Source organism: Deltaproteobacteria bacterium (assembly GCA_040223695.1).
In the GTDB taxonomy this organism is placed as follows: domain Bacteria; phylum Desulfobacterota_D; class UBA1144; order Nemesobacterales; family UBA2774; genus JAVKFU01.
This window is the reverse complement of the sequence record JAVKFU010000018.1, coordinates 183,984-201,961: the sequence shown is the minus strand read 5'-3', so window position 1 is coordinate 201,961 and position 17,978 is coordinate 183,984. Positions and strand designations below refer to the sequence as shown.

Annotated in this window: 16 protein-coding genes and 1 tRNA gene; 7 read left to right on the top strand and 10 right to left on the bottom strand. The window is 49.0% G+C overall.

All coding sequences use genetic code 11. The annotated features are described in order from the left end of the window. Window positions 1-166: 166 nt before the first annotated feature. Together RIG61_10000 and RIG61_09995 are read right to left on the bottom strand one after the other, a co-directional pair. Window positions 167-252, bottom strand: a tRNA-Ser gene (locus RIG61_10000). Window positions 253-543: 291 nt separating this feature from the next. Then, window positions 544-2,703 carry a catalase gene (locus RIG61_09995; GenBank protein MEQ9619491.1) on the bottom strand — a complete coding sequence of 720 codons (2,160 nt, stop codon included), beginning with the start codon at window positions 2,701-2,703 and terminating at the stop codon, window positions 544-546. A 304-nt stretch (window positions 2,704-3,007) separates the two neighbouring features. Between RIG61_09995 and RIG61_09990 the strand changes: the two genes are divergently transcribed. Further along, a complete protein-coding gene (locus tag RIG61_09990) occupies window positions 3,008-4,288 on the top strand; it encodes a hypothetical protein (GenBank protein MEQ9619490.1) in 1,281 nt (426 codons plus the stop codon). Between the two features lie 68 nt (window positions 4,289-4,356). On the opposite strand, the gene RIG61_09985 is transcribed toward RIG61_09990, so the two are convergent. The 5 genes from RIG61_09985 to RIG61_09965 all read right to left on the bottom strand — a co-directional run bounded on the left by RIG61_09985 (window position 4,357) and on the right by RIG61_09965 (window position 9,081). Beyond that, complete coding sequence (locus RIG61_09985; protein ID MEQ9619489.1) at window positions 4,357-4,575, bottom strand: hypothetical protein; 219 nt, start codon at window positions 4,573-4,575, stop codon at window positions 4,357-4,359. A gap of 172 nt (window positions 4,576-4,747) precedes the next feature. Continuing rightward, window positions 4,748-5,347: a histidine phosphatase family protein gene (locus RIG61_09980; GenBank protein MEQ9619488.1), complete on the bottom strand. Its 600-nt coding sequence runs from the start codon at window positions 5,345-5,347 to the stop codon at window positions 4,748-4,750. 92 nt (window positions 5,348-5,439) lie between these two features. Next, complete coding sequence (locus RIG61_09975; protein ID MEQ9619487.1) at window positions 5,440-7,158, bottom strand: hypothetical protein; 1,719 nt, start codon at window positions 7,156-7,158, stop codon at window positions 5,440-5,442. A gap of 241 nt (window positions 7,159-7,399) precedes the next feature. After that, entirely contained in the window at window positions 7,400-8,122 is a 723-nt protein-coding gene (locus RIG61_09970) for a lysophospholipid acyltransferase family protein (GenBank protein MEQ9619486.1), read from the bottom strand. 65 nt (window positions 8,123-8,187) lie between these two features. Then, window positions 8,188-9,081, bottom strand: a complete 894-nt coding sequence (locus tag RIG61_09965; protein MEQ9619485.1) for a diacylglycerol kinase family lipid kinase — start codon at window positions 9,079-9,081, stop codon at window positions 8,188-8,190. 157 nt (window positions 9,082-9,238) lie between these two features. On the opposite strand from RIG61_09965, the gene rpsB reads away from it, so the two are divergent. From rpsB to RIG61_09935, 6 genes are all read left to right on the top strand, one after another. Continuing rightward, the gene (gene rpsB / locus RIG61_09960; GenBank protein MEQ9619484.1) at window positions 9,239-10,255 is read left to right on the top strand and encodes a 30S ribosomal protein S2; all 1,017 of its coding nucleotides are present in this window, start codon (window positions 9,239-9,241) and stop codon (window positions 10,253-10,255) included. A 70-nt stretch (window positions 10,256-10,325) separates the two neighbouring features. Then, window positions 10,326-10,931: a translation elongation factor Ts gene (gene tsf, locus RIG61_09955; GenBank protein ID MEQ9619483.1), complete on the top strand. Its 606-nt coding sequence runs from the start codon at window positions 10,326-10,328 to the stop codon at window positions 10,929-10,931. Window positions 10,932-10,944: 13 nt separating this feature from the next. Then, window positions 10,945-11,691, top strand: a complete 747-nt coding sequence (gene pyrH, locus RIG61_09950) for a UMP kinase (GenBank protein ID MEQ9619482.1) — start codon at window positions 10,945-10,947, stop codon at window positions 11,689-11,691. Then, window positions 11,684-12,256 carry a ribosome recycling factor gene (frr, locus tag RIG61_09945; GenBank protein MEQ9619481.1) on the top strand — a complete coding sequence of 191 codons (573 nt, stop codon included), beginning with the start codon at window positions 11,684-11,686 and terminating at the stop codon, window positions 12,254-12,256. The genes pyrH and frr overlap by 8 nt, the downstream gene beginning before the upstream one ends. Window positions 12,257-12,389: 133 nt before the next feature. After that, entirely contained in the window at window positions 12,390-12,635 is a 246-nt protein-coding gene (locus tag RIG61_09940; GenBank protein ID MEQ9619480.1) for a hypothetical protein, read from the top strand. A 64-nt stretch (window positions 12,636-12,699) separates the two neighbouring features. Next, window positions 12,700-14,622, top strand: coding sequence for a PAS domain S-box protein (locus RIG61_09935; protein ID MEQ9619479.1), 1,923 nt, complete (start codon window positions 12,700-12,702; stop codon window positions 14,620-14,622). Between the two features lie 53 nt (window positions 14,623-14,675). Here the strand turns inward: RIG61_09935 and serS are convergent, their stop codons facing one another. Genes serS through RIG61_09920 form a run of 3 tightly spaced genes read right to left on the bottom strand, consistent with a single transcriptional unit; the run spans window position 14,676 to window position 17,872 of the window. Beyond that, on the bottom strand, window positions 14,676-15,965 hold the full coding sequence (serS, locus tag RIG61_09930; protein MEQ9619478.1) for a serine--tRNA ligase: 1,290 nt from the start codon (window positions 15,963-15,965) through the stop codon (window positions 14,676-14,678). 6 nt (window positions 15,966-15,971) lie between these two features. Next, on the bottom strand, window positions 15,972-17,405 hold the full coding sequence (locus tag RIG61_09925) for an RtcB family protein (protein ID MEQ9619477.1): 1,434 nt from the start codon (window positions 17,403-17,405) through the stop codon (window positions 15,972-15,974). A 53-nt stretch (window positions 17,406-17,458) separates the two neighbouring features. Further along, window positions 17,459-17,872, bottom strand: a complete 414-nt coding sequence (locus tag RIG61_09920) for an archease (protein MEQ9619476.1) — start codon at window positions 17,870-17,872, stop codon at window positions 17,459-17,461. Window positions 17,873-17,978: the final 106 nt, after the last annotated feature.

Genomic DNA, 17,978 nt, shown 5'->3' with positions numbered 1-17,978 from the left:
GGTTTTGTTCTCGTTTCGAGGATGTTTTTCCAATGCCGGGACTTGTGTATTTTTCTTAGTAGCGGATTTAATTCAGGCTTAGAAAATACTTAGAAAGGCAAACTGGGCGAGATACAGAATTCATCCACAAACCACTCGTAACCAAACTGCATTCATTCAATAATTCTGGCGGAGGGCGAGGGATTCGAACCCCCAAGTCCGTAAGGACGCCGGTTTTCAAGACCGGTGCATTAGCCGTTCTGCCAGCCCTCCGGTGGCAAATAGTTAAAGTAGATTACGCTGTGTTTGAGTTTTGAGCAAACTCGATGGCTGCGATATTGATAGCATATTGACAGAAATTACTCAACGATTCAAGAGCTTCTGCTGCCCAATTTTCAGGATGAGTATACCTCATTATCTCACTGAGATCATTATGGCTCAGTTTGCTGCCGCCTGCCATATTACAGCTGCTAAATACCGGATACCGATAATACCCTTCAACGGCCCTATAGTATTTTTCTATTCAAATGAACCCGTAAAGAAAAAAATGATATCCGACAGATCTTATACCTGTTTGACGGCTTTTTCCCGCTCCCAATACCTGAGCTTACGGCACCTCTTAACGAATTCGGAGGCTGCGGCGCTCTTATCGAGCTTTACACAACCATCATCCAAATTGTCCGCGACCCCGGTGCTCCTGAGAAGAGGCATTGCGGAGTCGGTATAAGCTATAAATTTTAAATGAGCGGACGCATCGGATACGAAATCCTTTGCAGTAGCTTCTTTTGAAAGAAGCTCGGCTCCTTCATCGGAGGGCAGAACCGCTACAGCGTCATAAAGCACCGAGGGACCGCCGTTTACCTTTTCGTCAGCTTCTATCCACGAGCCGTCGCTCGCTTCAACGCCGCCCACGACCGGGGCTACGACGTCGAGCGCCGCGCCTTCAGATTCAAGGGCTTTCTTTAGCGCGTTGAAAATCTTTATATCGACCCCGTCCGTTACGAGAACACCGACCTTTCTCCCCTTAAAGCTATCCGGTCCGTTCAAAAGAATGCTGAGAGCCTCGGATTTCTGAAGATTTTGGAGCGTTTTTCTGGCCGCGTCAGCCTTCCCGGGCTTATTTTTTAATCCCAGACCGGTGATCACTTTGTCCGCAAGACCTTGATCAATATTCAAAAGATGCGAGACAACCCGCTCCCGGATTTCAAGCTTGTTTACCTTACTCAGCTCGAATACCAGCGCATCCGCTATATGGCCTTGTTCGATCTCAGTCTGGCTTATATAAAACTGACGGGCCTGGCTGTAGTGATCCGCAAAACTTTCCGAGCGTATGCGGAGCTTCTCCCCGCTCTCTTCAGACGGATACGAATTGAACCCCCGCTCGGGCGATTCACGCGGCCCGCCTTCTTCGCCCTCCCAGGAATTAGGCTCGTAATTGGCACGGCCTGTCGGGTTCTTCATTGCCATATGCCCGTCCTGCTGGAAGTGGTGCATAGGACATTTAGGCGCATTAACCGGGATATGGGTAAAGTTCGGGCCGCCGAGACGCTTTAACTGCGTATCGAGGTATGAGAAATTACGCCCCTGCAGCAACGGATCATTTGAAAAATCGATACCCGGTACGACGTTCGAGGTACAAAAAGCGACCTGCTCAGTCTCGGCGAAGAAATTATCCACGCACCGGTCCAGCACCAGCCTCCCTACCGTTCTTACGGGGATTTCCTCTTCAGGGATTATTTTAGTCGCGTCCAGCACATCGAACTCAAAGGAATCGGCAAACTCCTCATCGAATATTTGCAGGCCCAATTCCCATTCGGGATAGTCGCCTGACTTTATAGCGTTCCACAAGTCGCGGCGGTGATAATCGGGATCGGCACCGTTTATTTTGAGAGCTTCGTTCCAAAGAACCGATTGCAGGCCCTGTTTAGGCTTCCAGTGGAATTTAACAAACATCGATTTTCCTTTTTTATTCACCATCCTGAACGTGTGAACTCCGAAGCCCTCCATGAACCGGAAGGAGCGCGGGATAGCCCGGTCCGACATGACCCACATGGCCATATGCATGCTTTCCGGCATCAACGACATAAAATCCCAGAAATTATCATGCGCCGTCGCCGCCTGAGGGAATCCGCAGTCGGGCTCCTCCTTTGCCGCGTGTATAAGGTCGGGAAATTTGATGGCATCCTGTATGAAAAACACCGGTATGTTGTTTCCGACTATATCCCAGTTGCCTTCACGAGTGTAGAGCTTAACCGCAAAGCCCCTGACGTCACGCGCCAGATCGCCGGACCCTTTATTGCCCGCAACAGTCGAGAATCTTACGAAGGCCTGAGTCTTCTCCCCGGCCCTCTGAAACAAATCGGCGCTCGTGATATCGGCCAGAGATTCATAAGTCTCCAGATAGCCGTGCGCTCCGAACCCGCGCGCGTGAACGACACGCTCAGGAATACGCTCGTGGTCGAAGTGAAACATCTTCTCACGGAAGTGAAAGTCCTCGAGGGCGGTTGGACCTCTTGCTCCGATTTTGAGGGAATTCTGATCGTCCGATACCGGTATGCCCTGCTGTGTGGTAAGAATCTGCTCGCTTCCCTCCGCAGTCTGATGCGTTTCACCGCCTCTACCCGTTTGCACATTCTGATCGGCGTACTGTTTAGTCTTAAAGTTTTTTGCCGAGCCTCGCTTTTTATTATCCTTGTTACGATTCTTCTTCGCTTTGTTTTTCATAGACCACTCCTATTAAGCTTTTTTCGAACTTGTATGTAATTGAGTCGCAAAACCTGTGCCAGTCAGAGGATATTCAGATTATTCAAGGAAGATAGTCAGTTAGGAATATCGAGGTTTTCAATTGACCCGGATTAAACGACGGGTGAAAAATATTGTACACCTGCGGGTGATGAATATATAACTATTTTTAAGGGGGAAGGAGAACTCATTCAACATCTGATAGTAAATTTTATTATTATCTGGAATTAACGAGTGATAGAAAGCAGTACAACAAAATTATAATATGATAAAATTTGATAATATTATGGAAGTAGACAGAATTGTTAGATTGGTAACTGAAACACTACCTGAAGTAAATGACCCCCCAGGAATAGAATATCTAAATCCTGACTCAAGTGCCTATAAGATAAACACACTTTATCATGTGTCTGTTCCTGAGTTACATGAACAGCGACTAATCGAATTGCTTAGCAAGCAACCGGAATTGAGTCAATACGATGGCGGGAATGCTTCACGTTCTCCCAGTAGTAGCCAATCAGTAAGACTGAAGAATTTTTCAGATTGGATACTTGCACAATCAAGGTTTAGAGACCCGAAAGAAGTCGTAAATCAGCTTGAGACATTCGTAAACCAAAACACTACCACCTGCACAGAAGTAGTGGTATTTTGGGGAATCCATCCTGCTGAGATTGTTGAGGTTTATAATGGTATTAAATTACTACCCTTAGAATCGCTAGCCGCTAGTGTGCCTAAGGAAGATTTGATAGGTGTTAATAGGTATGTTCACCCGGTCGATAAATCTTTCTCATCTAGTCCTCGTCCGAGAGCTGCTTTAGCCCGAGAGTTTGAGCATAGTCCGATCCTTAAAGTTCCTGGGGACTCTACAAAATCAGGTCAAGATAAATCACGACAACAACTGATGGAAGAAATTGTTCACTTACTAGTCGTTTTTGATAAGACACCTGTTTGTAAAGTTGCCCACTGGTACCAGACAGAAGAAAATACACCTCTCATTGGTGGAGTACGCGCATGGAGCGGTATAAGTGCAAATTTAGGTAGTACACTCAATAAAGAAATTCCACAAAAAAAGTATGAAGCAACAAGTCTTCAAAGTTTTATCAAACAATATGTGGAACTCAAACCCGAAATCAAGGACCAGCTTAGAACCCCATTGGAGCGTCTAAATTCTGCTATGCTCTGGTATAGTTCTGGAGATGTCTATAACGCTGCAATCGACTTAAGAACCGCCATGGAATCATTATTAACATATGACCTCGAACATGATGCACCCATCGCATTCAACATCAGACTTAGGGGAGCTCTCCTATTAGGTGGAGAATATAATGTAAAAAATTGGAATTACGAAAGGTTTAAACTACTTTATAAAATATGCAGTCACGCCGTTCATAAAGGTAAGGTAAAAAGGACTTACTCATATACCACACTTGAGAACGTTAAAGAACGAAAAAGTCCTCATTCAGTGTTAGCAGAAGGATTCGAATTGCATACACAACTAATTGAGAAAATCATTGAAGACGGTGAGTTCCCAGACTGGGATAAGTTAGTTCTTGGTATTACTGAATGACCAATTAAATGTATCAATGAAATAAGGCAGGTACCAAATATTCGCAACTATAACCGGATTCCCTAGGTTTACCATACAGGACTACTCAGGTCTTCCAATCTTCCCGGACGAAAAAGGTTAAGCGCTTTAGGATTATTGTATCCTCCGTAACCGCCGCAGTCGCAAGGGGTGCTTACCCCTTCACACTCGTAACAATCACTTCCAACCCAGCCGCTTACCTTGGAGCCGCACCCGGTCATGAACCCGAACGTAAGAAGCAAACAAAGTGTCAGGACAAACCTTTTCATATTACCCTCCCCGGAAAAGGCCGTATTCTCAATACTATCACAGATACTATTATTTATTAACATCCAGTGGAGGTTTTCGCAGCACCTCACCCGCCCCCTCGAGAACAAGCATAGAGCTATCTGTACCGATTGCAACTACGAAGAGGATTGAATTGCGCGTATCGTGGGAATGCTAAAGAAGTTTTGCTAGGTCATCGTCAGAGAGCTCGATGGGCTCCACGGTTTCGTTTATGTTTTCTCTGAAGTGGGAGAGGTCGACTCCCTTGAGGTAACAGGTGAGTAAGGACCTTATATGCTTATGACTTACGACAAGCACCTTTTCTCCCGGATACCTGAGCGCGATTTCTCTAATCGTGCGCACGATCCTCTGCTGGACCTCCTCAAGCGTCTCTGGCGCGTTTGGGATGGGGATGCTCGTATCGCCCTCGATGAACCACTCTTTAAAACGGGACGACGGATCGCTTAAAAGGTCGTCATACTTCTGCCCGTTCCAGTCCCCGTGATCGAGCTCCCTCAGGTCCCGGTGAATCTCAAGGGGGAGATTTAACTTCCCGGAGTAGAACTCGGATGTCTGACTCGCGCGCTGAAGGGGGCTTGAGACTATCCTGTCGAAGCCGTATTTCTCAATGACAGGGAGCGTGTCCCTCGCCTCGGCCCATCCGACCTCACAGAGGGGGAGGTCTGTAGTGCCGATCAGTCTGTGCTCAAGATTCCACTCCGTCTTGCAGTGGCGACCAAGATATATCTTCGCTGTTTTAGTCGATTCGTTCATTTATTTACAGGAGTTACGTGAGCTTTAGCTGAAATCAAAGCTTGAAATCAGGAACAATATACCAAAGGCAGCAGAGTTCGGCAATACGCATTTTAAGGGTTGGACCCCGCCTGTTTCTCTTCCGCATTCTGATTATCCTGCTCATGGGCCAGGCTGCTTCTCTTAAGCTCGGGCAGGTATTTCCCGCCGAGCATAATATGGCCCGTGTCGACCCCTTCGCTCAGCCTGTTAATAAGGTAATCCCTGTCGAGACCGAGAATATTGACACCGTGGTCGGACTCCACCAGACAGAGCATCTTGATTTTCTCGCCGTTACGGTTGGCGACCTCATAAATAGCCGAGTAGTTGAGAAGCGCAGCCTCGACTGTGCCGCACGGAAGAGAGGGGTTCCTCGCCCCTGAATAATACTCGCTCTGCCCGAACCACGTCGGGTCCGGATAGCCGTGGAAGTGGAGTATGGGAAGCCCTTCCTTAATGAGATCCGGGGCATAGAGAGCCGTGGCCAGAGCCTGGGCGAGTATCACATAGGTGTCGAACGACGGCCTGATATCCCTCCGGTGCAGGTCGACCCCTTTCGGCGTCTCAAGATATAATTTCCCCTTTATCAGCCCTATCCTCACTATATCGGTTTCCGGGTTAAGGTTGGTCTTGTCGCTTCCCGAACGGGACGTAACTATCCAGATATCGGGCACCTGCTGATAAATCTCCTCTCCCCTGATGACAGATCTTACATACCATCTGCCTTCGCCGTTCTGTCTCAATTTATCGTCTTTAAGGCTTTCAACATTTTTCAAGCCGTCCCACTCCTCTTTAGTTAGGGTGACCGGCCCTTGATATCCGGGCGCTTCCGCTATCGCTATGAAGCCGTACGACACGCCCGTCCTGCCCTCGAGTATCTTCTCCACAACGTCCCTGTGGGAAAGCCTCGAAACTTTTTCGCTGAACTTGGAGCCATGCGGAAACAGGGAAGTAGGCTCGATCCGCCTGCCGAGCTCGGCAAGCTGCCCGGCGAACAATGACTGGGATGGGTCGTATTCCCCCTTCTTGAACCTGTTGAGCACAGGGGGCTTTATAGGAGCGTATATTTTCGGAATCAGTGAATTTAAAATAAAATCGTCAAGCTCTTCGTTAACGTAGATGGAATCCGACAGGTTCATGTTCACGAGCGAAAACCTGTCGGGGGCGATTCCCATTACGATCTCGGACATCGTGGTTATGAGGTTCTTGAGTCCTATCGCTATCTTCCTGTCATAACTGGTGGCGCCGTCGGCGAATTCGGGCTCAAGCGGCATAAGGGTAATTATCTGCGTGTTGAACGGGTCCTGTACGTATCTGGCAGTGAAGTCGTCCGCCCAGCCGCTTATCTTCAGGATTTCCATAACGGAGCGGTCGGGCTTCCGCGTATGGACATAAATCCTCTCGGCAACGCCGCTCAGAATATTTCTCATGAGGGAATACACCCTCTTTACATCCACTACCGCATGAATGTTACTCTTAACCTTTCTGGTACGCAGAATCTTGGAAACAAGACCCGGAGGCACCTCCGCGGCCTCATCCCAGGGTATTACCTGAACTCCGTTTTCCCTGAGCTTTTCCTCGAGCTTATCCCTGAACCTTTTAACAATCTGATTCCCGTAATTAGCGGGCAAAGGCCTGAATGTTACCCTTACCCTTTTCGCCATCTCGGCAGGCATTCGGGGATTGACGAGCTCTTTTTGAACCGGCATTCCCGCAAGAGCGATTATTGTCTCAAGCTCCAGGTCCGCTAATATATAATCATCCATCTTTCCCAAACTCCAGATACTTCCCATTCCCTGAGAACCGCCCGCAATATAAGAGTATGTAGTTTTTTGACTCAATTAAATGCATCAGGATTCAAAATATAAAAATGTATCTCTATTAATTTTTTCTGTCGTATAAAAATTAACCGCTTATCAATTATAGACTACTGCGCGTGGTTACTCAATAAACGACCGGAAAGGGTTAGATCGGCAATTATTATAGACTACGGAACAAATATGACAATTATTTTATAACGCGGCAGGCGGATGATCAGGCGGCCCGACCGGTTTGCAGCTCATTCAGTACCTCTTCCATTTGATTCCTTACCGTTCGCATAAGCTCGTCTCTGCCTTCTCTTCCTGGGGGGAGGTCTTCGACGTGAATCGGCGGCAATATTCTTATTTTCATAGTGCCGGGTTTCAACACCCTTGAATCTTTAGGCATTATCTGAAGCCCCCCCGTAATAACCATTGGAACGACCGGAACACGGGCGAGCATCGCTATGAAAAAGCCGCCCTTCTGAAAAGGAAGCAGTTTCCCGTCTTTCCCTCTCGTACCTTCGGGGGCGATCATTACCGAGGGCCCGGAGCGAATATTGCTAACGATCCTTTTTACCTCTTTCGTATCCCTGCCTGAGCCGTCCCTCGCGACAAAGTAGTGGCCGGCGAGCTTCGATACCCAGCCTATAAACGGCATACCGGCTACCTCTTTTTTCATTACCGCTTTCCAGTCAATCGGCAGCGCGGCCATGTAGGCGAATATATCGAATACGCTCTGATGGTTATACATTATGATAGAGGGCTCGGCGGGAAGATTCTCAAGCCCCCTGACATCGAGCTTTACGCCGGTAGTGAAGAGGATAATACGCGCCCACGGCCTGACCGCGTATTTAACAGCCGATGAGGGGGAAATCACAGCCAGAATAATCCCTATGATGCCGAAAAAAACAGTATAAACAATAAACGCGATCCAGCTAATTACGGTTCTGATCATGTTCGTATCTTAAAGAATAATCGACTTTGAGTCACGGAATTAATTTAATCGCAGCGCCGCGATATTCAACCCTCGGCGCCTGACATTATCCTGAGCGCTCCCGGAACGACCTCCACCCTGTGCTTGCCCGGTTCGAGGTAAAAAGGCTCCCCGTCCATGTGCGCCGGCACCGCGCGAGTAAGCGTTATCTCCATCATGCTCCCGCGCCTGAGCTCCACCTCGGCCAGTCCGGAATGAGTCCCCTGAAGCACTTTGGGGATTTTTAAGAGCCTGTCGAGCGAAGGCATGTCTTTGATGATATGGAAATCAAGAAAAGCGTCGTCAACGCTGGCGTCCGGGGCGAGCTTAAACTTGCCCCCCTGGTAAACCCCGTTAGACGCCCCTGTGAGCAAGAGCACTCCGCTGTAACTCCAGCCGTCGATTGCGAGCTCCACCCCAAACCCCTTAAAGGAGAGCGCCTCCCGGACGGCTCCCATCAGATAGCCAAGCTGACCCCTCATGCGCTTTAGCTTTTTAAAGCGGTGGGAAACGGAGCCGTCGAGCCCTATACCGAGCCCGTTTATAAAATAGGTCTCCCCCAGCCTGCCGAGGTCAACCTGCCTCTCGAAACCTGAAAAAAGCGTATCTACGGCGCGTTCGGCGTCAAGGGAAATCCCCGCCGATTTGGGGAAATCGTTTCCGCTCCCCGAAGGCAGGGCGCCGAAAACGAGCGAGGACCCGATAATGCCGTTTACGATCTCGTGCGAGGTGCCGTCGCCGCCGACCGATACGATATGAGTGAACCCTTCGTTCCGGGCATTGCGCGCGAGTGCGGTCGCCTCTCCCGGACCGGAGGTGAATTTATGCTCGTAGGGAACGTTATGTTTATCGATAAGCGTTTTGACCGAATGGAAAAATCCGGCTGTCCTGCCCTGACCGGCCGCCGGGTTGATAATGAATAAATATCTCAAGTCTTTCAAAATTCAGCCTTTCGAGTAAAATCTAAGCAGATTTAACATAGCATTTTTCAACATTCATTACAAAACTAATCCCGCTGTACTTGAAAAATGCAATATTATATGTTAGATAAATTTGTTTTATCAAAATTAAAATCGGCATGATTCAGGAGGCAGTTTAATGGTAGAAGAAACCCAAACTACCGATCAGGTTAGTGAGGTAATCAGCATGAAGCAACTTCTCGAAGCCGGGGTGCATTTCGGTCATCAGATAAGTCACTGGAACCCCAAAATGAAGGATTATATCTTCGGGAACAGAAACGGAATTCACATCATCGATCTTCAACAGACAGTGGGACTTTTCAAGAAGGCTTACGGCTTTGTTCGGGATACCGTCGCCGACGGGGGGGAGGTGCTTTTCGTAGGCACGAAAAAGCAGGCACAGGGGATAATAGCGGAAGAGACAGCGAAGGCGGGCATTCCTTATGTTAATACGCGCTGGCTGGGAGGCACGCTTACCAATTTCCACACGATCAGATCCCGGGTGGACTACCTGCTCGAATTAAAGAAACTCGAAGAGGAAGGCCAGATGGAGCGGCTCCCCAAGAAGGAAGCGAAAGGGCTTAAGAGGGAGATACAGAAGCTTGAGCACCTGCTCGGCGGAATCGTAAATATGAAAAGAATCCCGCAAGCGCTCTATATAGTAGATACGAGGAAGGAACACATCGCGGTCCATGAAGCGCGGAGACTCGGGATTCCGATAGTGGCTGTAGTGGACACGAACTCCGACCCGGCGGACGCCGATTATATAATTCCGAGCAACGACGACGCAATAAGGGCCATAAAGCTTTTTACATCGAGAATTGCGGATGCCTGTATCGAAGGCAAGCACATATACGAGCAGAAACTTCAGGCAGGGGAAGTTGTCAAGAAAGAAGAAGAATCTCAGGTCGTCGTTGAGAGAAAGGTATTCGTGTTCAAGGAATTCGGAGAAGAAACGAGGAAAGAAGAGTCGACCTCCGTAGCGGTATCGGAGAGCACGCCCGGAGAGGGGGAATTCAAAGCTCCCGCTCAGCAAAATGATTCAGAAAAAAAAGAGAAACAGACCGCCAAGGCTGAAACTGAGAGCAAGCCTGAAGCCGCTGAGAAGACAGCACCGGCAGAAACTCCTTCCGACGACGCCACTGACGAGTCTTAATCGCCCGTTGCTCGCGGCATAACCGGAACGGATCAATTCAGAGAAGAAAGCAAGGAGGAATTATTATACGATGGCTGATATTACGGCACAGATGGTTAAAGAAATAAGAGACCGGACGGGCGCGCCTTTTATCGATTGCAAGAAAGCGCTCGAGGAGGTTTCCGGCGATTTCGATAAAGCGATCGAGATATTAAAGATTAAAGGCGTGGCAAAAGCGTCGAAAAAAGTCGGCAGGGAAACACCGGAGGGCACTATAACATCTTACATACACGCCGGCGGGAAGATCGGGGTTCTGGTTGAAATCAACTGCGAGACAGATTTTGTAGCCAGGAACGAGGAATTCCAGGCATTCGCCAAGGAGATCGCGCTGCAGATAGCGGCCGGGAATCCCAGATACGTCAGCCGGGAGCGTATACCCGATTCCGAGCTCGAAAAAGAGAAGGAAATAATGAAGGCTCAGGTAATAGAATCGGGGAAACCCGAAAACATCGCCGAGAAGATAGTCGAGGGGAAGATTGAAAAATTTTATGAAGAGGTATGCTTGCTGGATCAGACCTATATAAGAGACACCAAAGTAAAGATTAACGATCTGCTGCAGGCGCTGATAGCGAAGATCGGAGAGAATATCAGAGTAAGAAGATTTGAGAGATTTCAGTTGGGAGAACCGATAGATTAATCCTAGAAAAAATATGAATTCTCCGGAAACTTTACCCACCCCCAAGTATAAGAAAGTCCTTCTCAAGCTGAGCGGAGAGGGATTGCAGAGTCCTGAAGGATATGGAATAAGCGCGCAGGCGCTTGAAACCATATCCGATGAAATCTCCGAAGTTAACAGCCTGGGGATCGAAACGGCCATTGTCATTGGAGGGGGCAATATATTCCGGGGTGTCGCCGGGACAACAACCGGCATTGACAGGTCCACCGGGGACTATATGGGCATGCTGGCCACGGTGATAAACGCGCTCGCCCTCCAGGATGCCATGGAAAAAAGAGGCATTCGCACAAGAGTGCAAACCGCCCTTGAAATAAGACAGGTAGCCGAGCCCTACATCAGACGGCGCGCCATCAGGCACCTTGAAAAGGGTAGAGTTGTTATTTTCGCCGCAGGAACCGGCAACCCTTTCTTTACAACAGACACGGCGGCCACCCTGAGGGCGCTTGAAATAGGCGCCGACCTGATACTCAAGGCCACAAAGGTTGACGGCGTCTACGACAAGGACCCGATGAAACATGAAGACGCCGTTAAATTCACAGAGTTGAGCTATATGCAGGTACTAAAAAAAGAGCTTAAAATTATGGACGCGACAGCCATCTCACTGTGCATGCAGGGGAACATCCCGATAATAGTATTCAATCTATTCGAACGCGGAAATATTAAGAAAATAATAATGGGAGAGAAATTAGGAACCATGGTAAGGAGCGAGAAAGATGAGTGAAGAAATAGACCTGGAGGAACTGCTTCTTGAAGCAGAGGAAAAAATGAACAAATCCGTGCATGTGTTCGATTCCGAGCTATCAAAGATCAGGACCGGAAGGGCTTCGACCGCTCTTGTCGAGCACATAATGGTTGATTATTACGGAACTCAGACCCCGATCAACCAGCTGGCAACGATATCCACCCCCGAGGCGCGAACAATATTAATTCAGCCCTGGGACATGAACGCTATCGGGGATATTGAGAAGGCGATTATGACATCGGACCTCGGCGTAACCCCTTCAAATGACGGGAAAGTAATCAGAATCGGCATACCGCTTCTTACCGAAGAGCGCAGGAAAGAACTCGTAAAACATGTAAGTAAAGTGGCGGAGGATTACAGGGTTTCGGTCAGACAGATCAGAAAAGACATGAACCACAAAATAAAAGAGGCCGAGAAAGAACAGCATATCGCCGAAGATGAGGTCAAGAAAAACCTGAATAATATTCAGGAACTTACCGACAATTTCATCCAGAAAATCAACGAACGACTGGAGAGAAAAGAAAAGGAAATCCTCGAAGTCTAGCGTCTCCGAACGGCTCATCTTCCGTAGAGCCTCGTAGAAATATATAAGCTCCTCTCTGATCCGGCTTTTTCATTGTAGGTCTTAACAGATTGCTTTATAATTAGGATGAAAAGCAAATTGCTACCGAACGGAGATGAGAGATTCACTATCAAGCGTTTTTTCGTATCTTTTCATGACAGCGGTTTTTATTTCCGTGATTTCCGCTTTCGGAATAATTTTAATACTTATACGCTCATTTATCGTTGAAATAAGCGAAATCGAGAAACAAACGGGATTTATTTTCTTATATATATTCCTGGCGTGTATAATTCTGGCTCCGATTTTTCTTTTTATATCGAACAAGCTGGAAAAATACGGCAAGCGGGTGGATGAGGTTTAACAGCGCCTTATATACAATTCGCAAGAGACTAAAGAAAATGCATTAATTCCGACAGTGGTTTAAAATGAACAAGAAAGAAAGCCCATCTGTTCTTGTAAGATCGAGTGATAAGGATTTCTCACACCTTGAGGGGATTCTCAAAAAACGAAATGTCGAATTCCTTCAGTCACCAACTAAAGAGGAATTTATCGGAAAGCTGCGGAAAGATTTCATCAGCGTGGCCATAATCGATACAACTTCCGGTGATGTTTCCACCCACGAATTGATAACGGTCATAAAATCAATTTCTCCTAAAACCGACGTTATCACAATTACGGATCCCGGAGAGAACGAGGGCGCCAAAACCGGATTCGACAACCCCCTTGACAATCTCGTTTACGCTTATATCGAAACCCCCGTTAACCCTAACTACCTCGCAACCCTTACAATGAAAGCCCTTGAGAAGCAGAAATTGATGAAGTCGGTCGAGAAAGCGTCACAAAATAGAGGGAAAAGTAATATGGAACCCGGGAAAAGCGGCGCCGAAAGCCAGCTCCTGTCGGCATCCGTGAACAGTCTGAATTCGGCCGTAATGGTCACTGACATGAACCGGGATATTATCTACATAAACAAGGCGCACGTGAGAACCTTCGGGTACCTGCGCGAAGAACTCAAGGGAAAGAAGAGCGACATACTCTACCCGCTTGAAGACGCTTCAGGAGTGAGCAGCAAGATTTACGAGGCCTTGATTATGGTGGGGTGGGAAGGTGAGCGACTCGCGCTCAGGAAAGACGGAAGCGCGTTCCCGACTTATGAGAAAACATCGGTCATCAAGGACGAGGGCGGAAGGCAGATCGGAATTGTGTCCGTCATAGATGATATAACCAAGCAGAAAAGGCTCCAGCAGGCGCTCAAGGAATCAGAAGAGCGTTACAGGACTTTTGTGGAGACGGCCAAGAGCGCGATCATAGCGGTAAACGAAGAGGGGAAGATTATACTTTTTAACCCTGCCGCGAAAGAAATTTTCGGATACGAAAAAGAAGAAATTCTCGACAGGGAATTCAGTTCTTTATTCCCGGACAGGTATCAAGAGATAATAAGCTCGGAAATCGGAAACGGCAGAGGAAGCGCGGCTGTCTATTTCGTCGAGTCCGCTTCAGAGCTCGCCGGACTCAACAAAGAGGGCGAGGAATTCCCCGTAGACATATCGTTATCAACCTGCAAGATAGAGGGCCAATCGATTTTGACCGCGATCATATTTGACATAACCGAAAGAAAAAACCTCGAGGAGCAGGTACTGCAGTCAGCGAAGCTGGCCGCGGTCGGAGAGCTTATATCGGGAGTTACCCATGAGGTGAACAACCCGCTTGCGGTCGTAATAGGGTACGCCGAAATGCTGCTTTCGGAGCAGGATATGAACAATGAAGAATCCAGAGAGGCGATTAAATCAATCCACGGCGAAGCCGAACGGGCAAGAAAGGTCATCCAGAACCTCCTCTCTTTCGCACGGAAGCACAGCCCGGAGAAAGAGGTCATAGAGATTAACGACATTCTGGAAAAAACACTCGGGCTTACGGAATACGAGCTAAAGAAGCATTCCGTAAAAGTGATAAAAGAACTGGACCCTGATTTGCCGGATACGGTGGGGGATCCGAATCAGCTCCAGCAGGTGTTTCTCAATTTGATCATAAATTCACAGCATGCAATGATGGAAACCGGGGACGATAGGCAGCTCACCGTGAGAACAAAGGTTAAAGAGAAACAGTCCCCGGGCAAACCAGGCATGATTCCGGTAATCGAAATTTCATTTGAGGACAACGGACCCGGAATTCCCGAGAAAATTATGAAAAAAATATTCGATCCGTTCTACACGACAAAAGACAAAGGGAAAGGCACGGGACTCGGACTTTCAGTATCGTTCGGAATTATCAAGGAGCACGGCGGGGAAATCTACGCGAGACCGAACGAGGAAAAGGGGGTCACTTTTTTTATCGACCTGCCGGTCTGAGAAAGCTCGTATTCAAGAGGATTCGATCCACTCGCGACATTTGAGTGAGCAAATCAGCGTGAGCGGGGCGTAATCTTCGTGATTCCACCCATGTAAGGCACGAGGACCGGAGGGACTTTAATACTCCCGTCTTCTTCCTGGAAATTCTCCAGTATCGCAATCACCGTTCTGCCCACCGCGAGACCGGAGCCATTCAGGGTATGCACGAGTCGGGGTTTACCCCCGCCTGCTGGCCTGAATCGGATAGAAGCCCTCCTCGCCTGAAAATCCTCGAAGTTACTGCAGGACGAAATCTCCCTGTAGGTTTTCTCACTCGGCACCCAGACCTCGATATCGTAGGTCTTTGCGGAGGAGAAGCCCATATCCCCCGTACACAGAACCACGATCCTGTAAGGAAGCCCGAGAAGCTCAAGCACCCTCGCCGCGTCTGAGGTCAGGGACTCATGCTCCTCATAAGAGCTTTCGGGGCCTGAAAATTTTACAAGCTCAACCTTATTGAACTGATGCTGCCTGATTATCCCCCGGACGTCTTTTCCGTAAGATCCCGCCTCGCTTCTGAAACAAGGGGTGTACGCGACGTATTTTACAGGCAGCCGGTCTTCGCTCAGTATCTCGTCCCGGTGTATGTTCGTCACGGGGACCTCGGCAGTTGGCACCAGGTAATAATCAGTGCCGTCTATCTTAAAGAGGTCCTCTTCGAACTTGGGCAGATTCCCCGTACCGATAAAGCTCTCGCTGTTAGCCATGAAGGGCGGAAGCACCTCGGTGTATCCGTGCTCTTTCGTATGGAGGTCGAGCATGAAATTGATAAGAGCCCTCTCGAGCCTCGCTCCCGGGCCCTTGTAAAGAGCGAATCTGGCCCCTGTAATCTTGGCGGCCCTGTCGAGGTCGATAATGTCAAGGTCCTTTCCGAGCTCCACGTGATCCCTGGGCTCGAAGTCGAAAACCGGAGGCTCTCCCCACTTCCTCACCTCGACGTTGTCCGAGGAATCCTTTCCCACCGGTACAGACCCGTGCGGGATATTAGGTATTTCCAGCATGAAAGCCCTGAAATTCTCCTCGATCCCCGCCCTCCTGTTTCCAAGATCCTTAATCTTCTCGGAAAGTGTCTTAAGCTCGGCCTGAAGCCTGTCGGCTTCCCCGTTCTTCCCTTCTCTCTTGAGAGCGCCGACCTTTTTCGAGCCAAGATTCCTCTCGTGCTCAAGCTTTTCCACAGTCTTTATGATTTCTTTTCTTTCACTGTCGAGAGTCCTGAATTTTTCGGAATCTATTTCAGTCCCGCGCGCCTTGAGCTTTACTATTACGTTTTCAAGATTCTCTTCAAGGTATTTTGAATCGAGCATATTCGTTTACCCCTTTATGACACCCATGGGTCTAAGTTTCGCCACTTTTTTTGCAATGCCGGCATCGTGAACCACGTCGCATACCTCCTCCGCATCCTTGTAGGCGTCGGGCATCTCTTCAGCCACCGTTTTCCTTCCCCTCGCCATCACTATCACACCCTCCCGCTCCAGCTCGGAGAGAAGATCCCGCCCCCTTCCCTCCTTTAGAGCCTTTCTCCTCGAAAGCACGCGCCCCGCCCCGTGACAGCATGTGCCGAAAGTCTCATCGAGCGCGGTCTCGGTACCCACGAGGACAAACGACCCCCTGCCCATATCCCCGGGAATGAATACCGGCTGCCCCACCTCCCTGTAAGCCTCCGGTATCAGCTCGTGCCCTTTTGGAAACGCCCTCGTAGCCCCCTTCCTGTGAACGCAGACGACTTTACTTTCGCCGTTAATATTATGCTCCTCGAATTTTGCTATATTATGGCTGACGTCATATACAAGGCGGCCGTTCAGCTCTGCCGGACCTATGTCGAACACCTCGTAAAAGGCCTTCCTCGCAGAATCCATCATTACCTGCCTGTTCACCCACGCGTAATTGACAGCCGCCGCAAAGGCCCGGAGATACTCCCGCCCTTCAGGAGAACCGATGTGCGCGCACGCGAGCTGCTTGTCGGGGAGCTCTATCCCGGCGCGTCTCATATATGAGAGCATCGTATCTATATAGTCCGTGCATATCTGATGACCGAAGCCCCTTGAGCCGGAGTGTATCAGCACCGAGACGCGCCCCTCGTGGAGGCCGAAGGCATCGGCCACGGCCGGGTCATAAATTGTGTCTACCACATTAATCTCCAGAAAATGATTGCCAGACCCGAGGGTGCCGATTTGGTCCCCGCCTCTCTTAAGGGCTTTTTCACTTACCGCACCGATGTCAGCGCCGGGAAAAGCGCCCCCGTCCTCGATTTTTTCAAGATCATCTTCTTCTCCGTACCCGCGGTCGACTATCCAGCGCGCGCCCTTGGAAAAAAGCCTTTTATAATCCTCCTCCGAGAGCTTTATACTCCCGCTCACACCCGCGCCGCAGGGTATCCGGTTGAAGAGCGCCCCGACCAGCTGCCTCAACCGTGGTCTTACATCCGCCTCGGCCAGGTCGGTAGTCATAAGCCTGACGCCGCAGTTGATATCGTATCCTACCCCGCCCGGAGAAATGACCCCCTCCTCGGAATCCACCGCGGCTATACCTCCTATGGGAAACCCGTATCCCCAGTGTATATCGGGCATAGCCAGAGAGTACTTTTTTATTCCGGGCAGACAGGCCACGTTTACGAGCTGTTCAAGGGCCTTGTCCTCTTTTATCCTTTCGAGCATCCTCTCGCTCGCGTAAAGCCTCGCGGGGACGAGCATACCGTCCGTCCTGGGTATCTCCCAAAGATTTTCCCTAACCTTTTCCAGTCTCATGCAAAGTATCTACCGTACGCGTAAGCCAGTAACAATAAAGGAATATTTAATCATCATATGTCAAAAACCACTTCGGCCATTAATCTATCATTCGCTCCGACTATTTTCAAATTATGGTAGGTTGCGGCTTTAATATCCAGCTCAAGCTCGTGCCTCCGGGGATCGGTTTTTTCCCCGTGCAATACAGCCTGTAATTTATTTGTCGCGATTAATTTGATATCTATGTCCCTGAAAACCTTTTTTTCAGCCTGATGGAGATAAAGTATCTCGCCAAGCATCCTTATAAGAATCTCTTCTCCGTTTTCGCCCTCGACTTCAAATCCGATTTTCTCCGCTGCTTCCACACTCTCTCTATCCGTTATGAGACTCATCAGCCCTAGCGCCGCGCTCTTGAGCAGCTCTTCAAATGTTTTCCCGGAGATCCCCACACGGATGTCGGCCGTGTGGTCGAGTATCTTGAATGGCATATCCCGATATTCTAACATGAACCCCCGGCACACGGGCCTTCGGGGATTTGCAAAAACGACATCTATCGGGTTGCCGGAAGAAACAGTTGTAATAAAAGCGGTTATC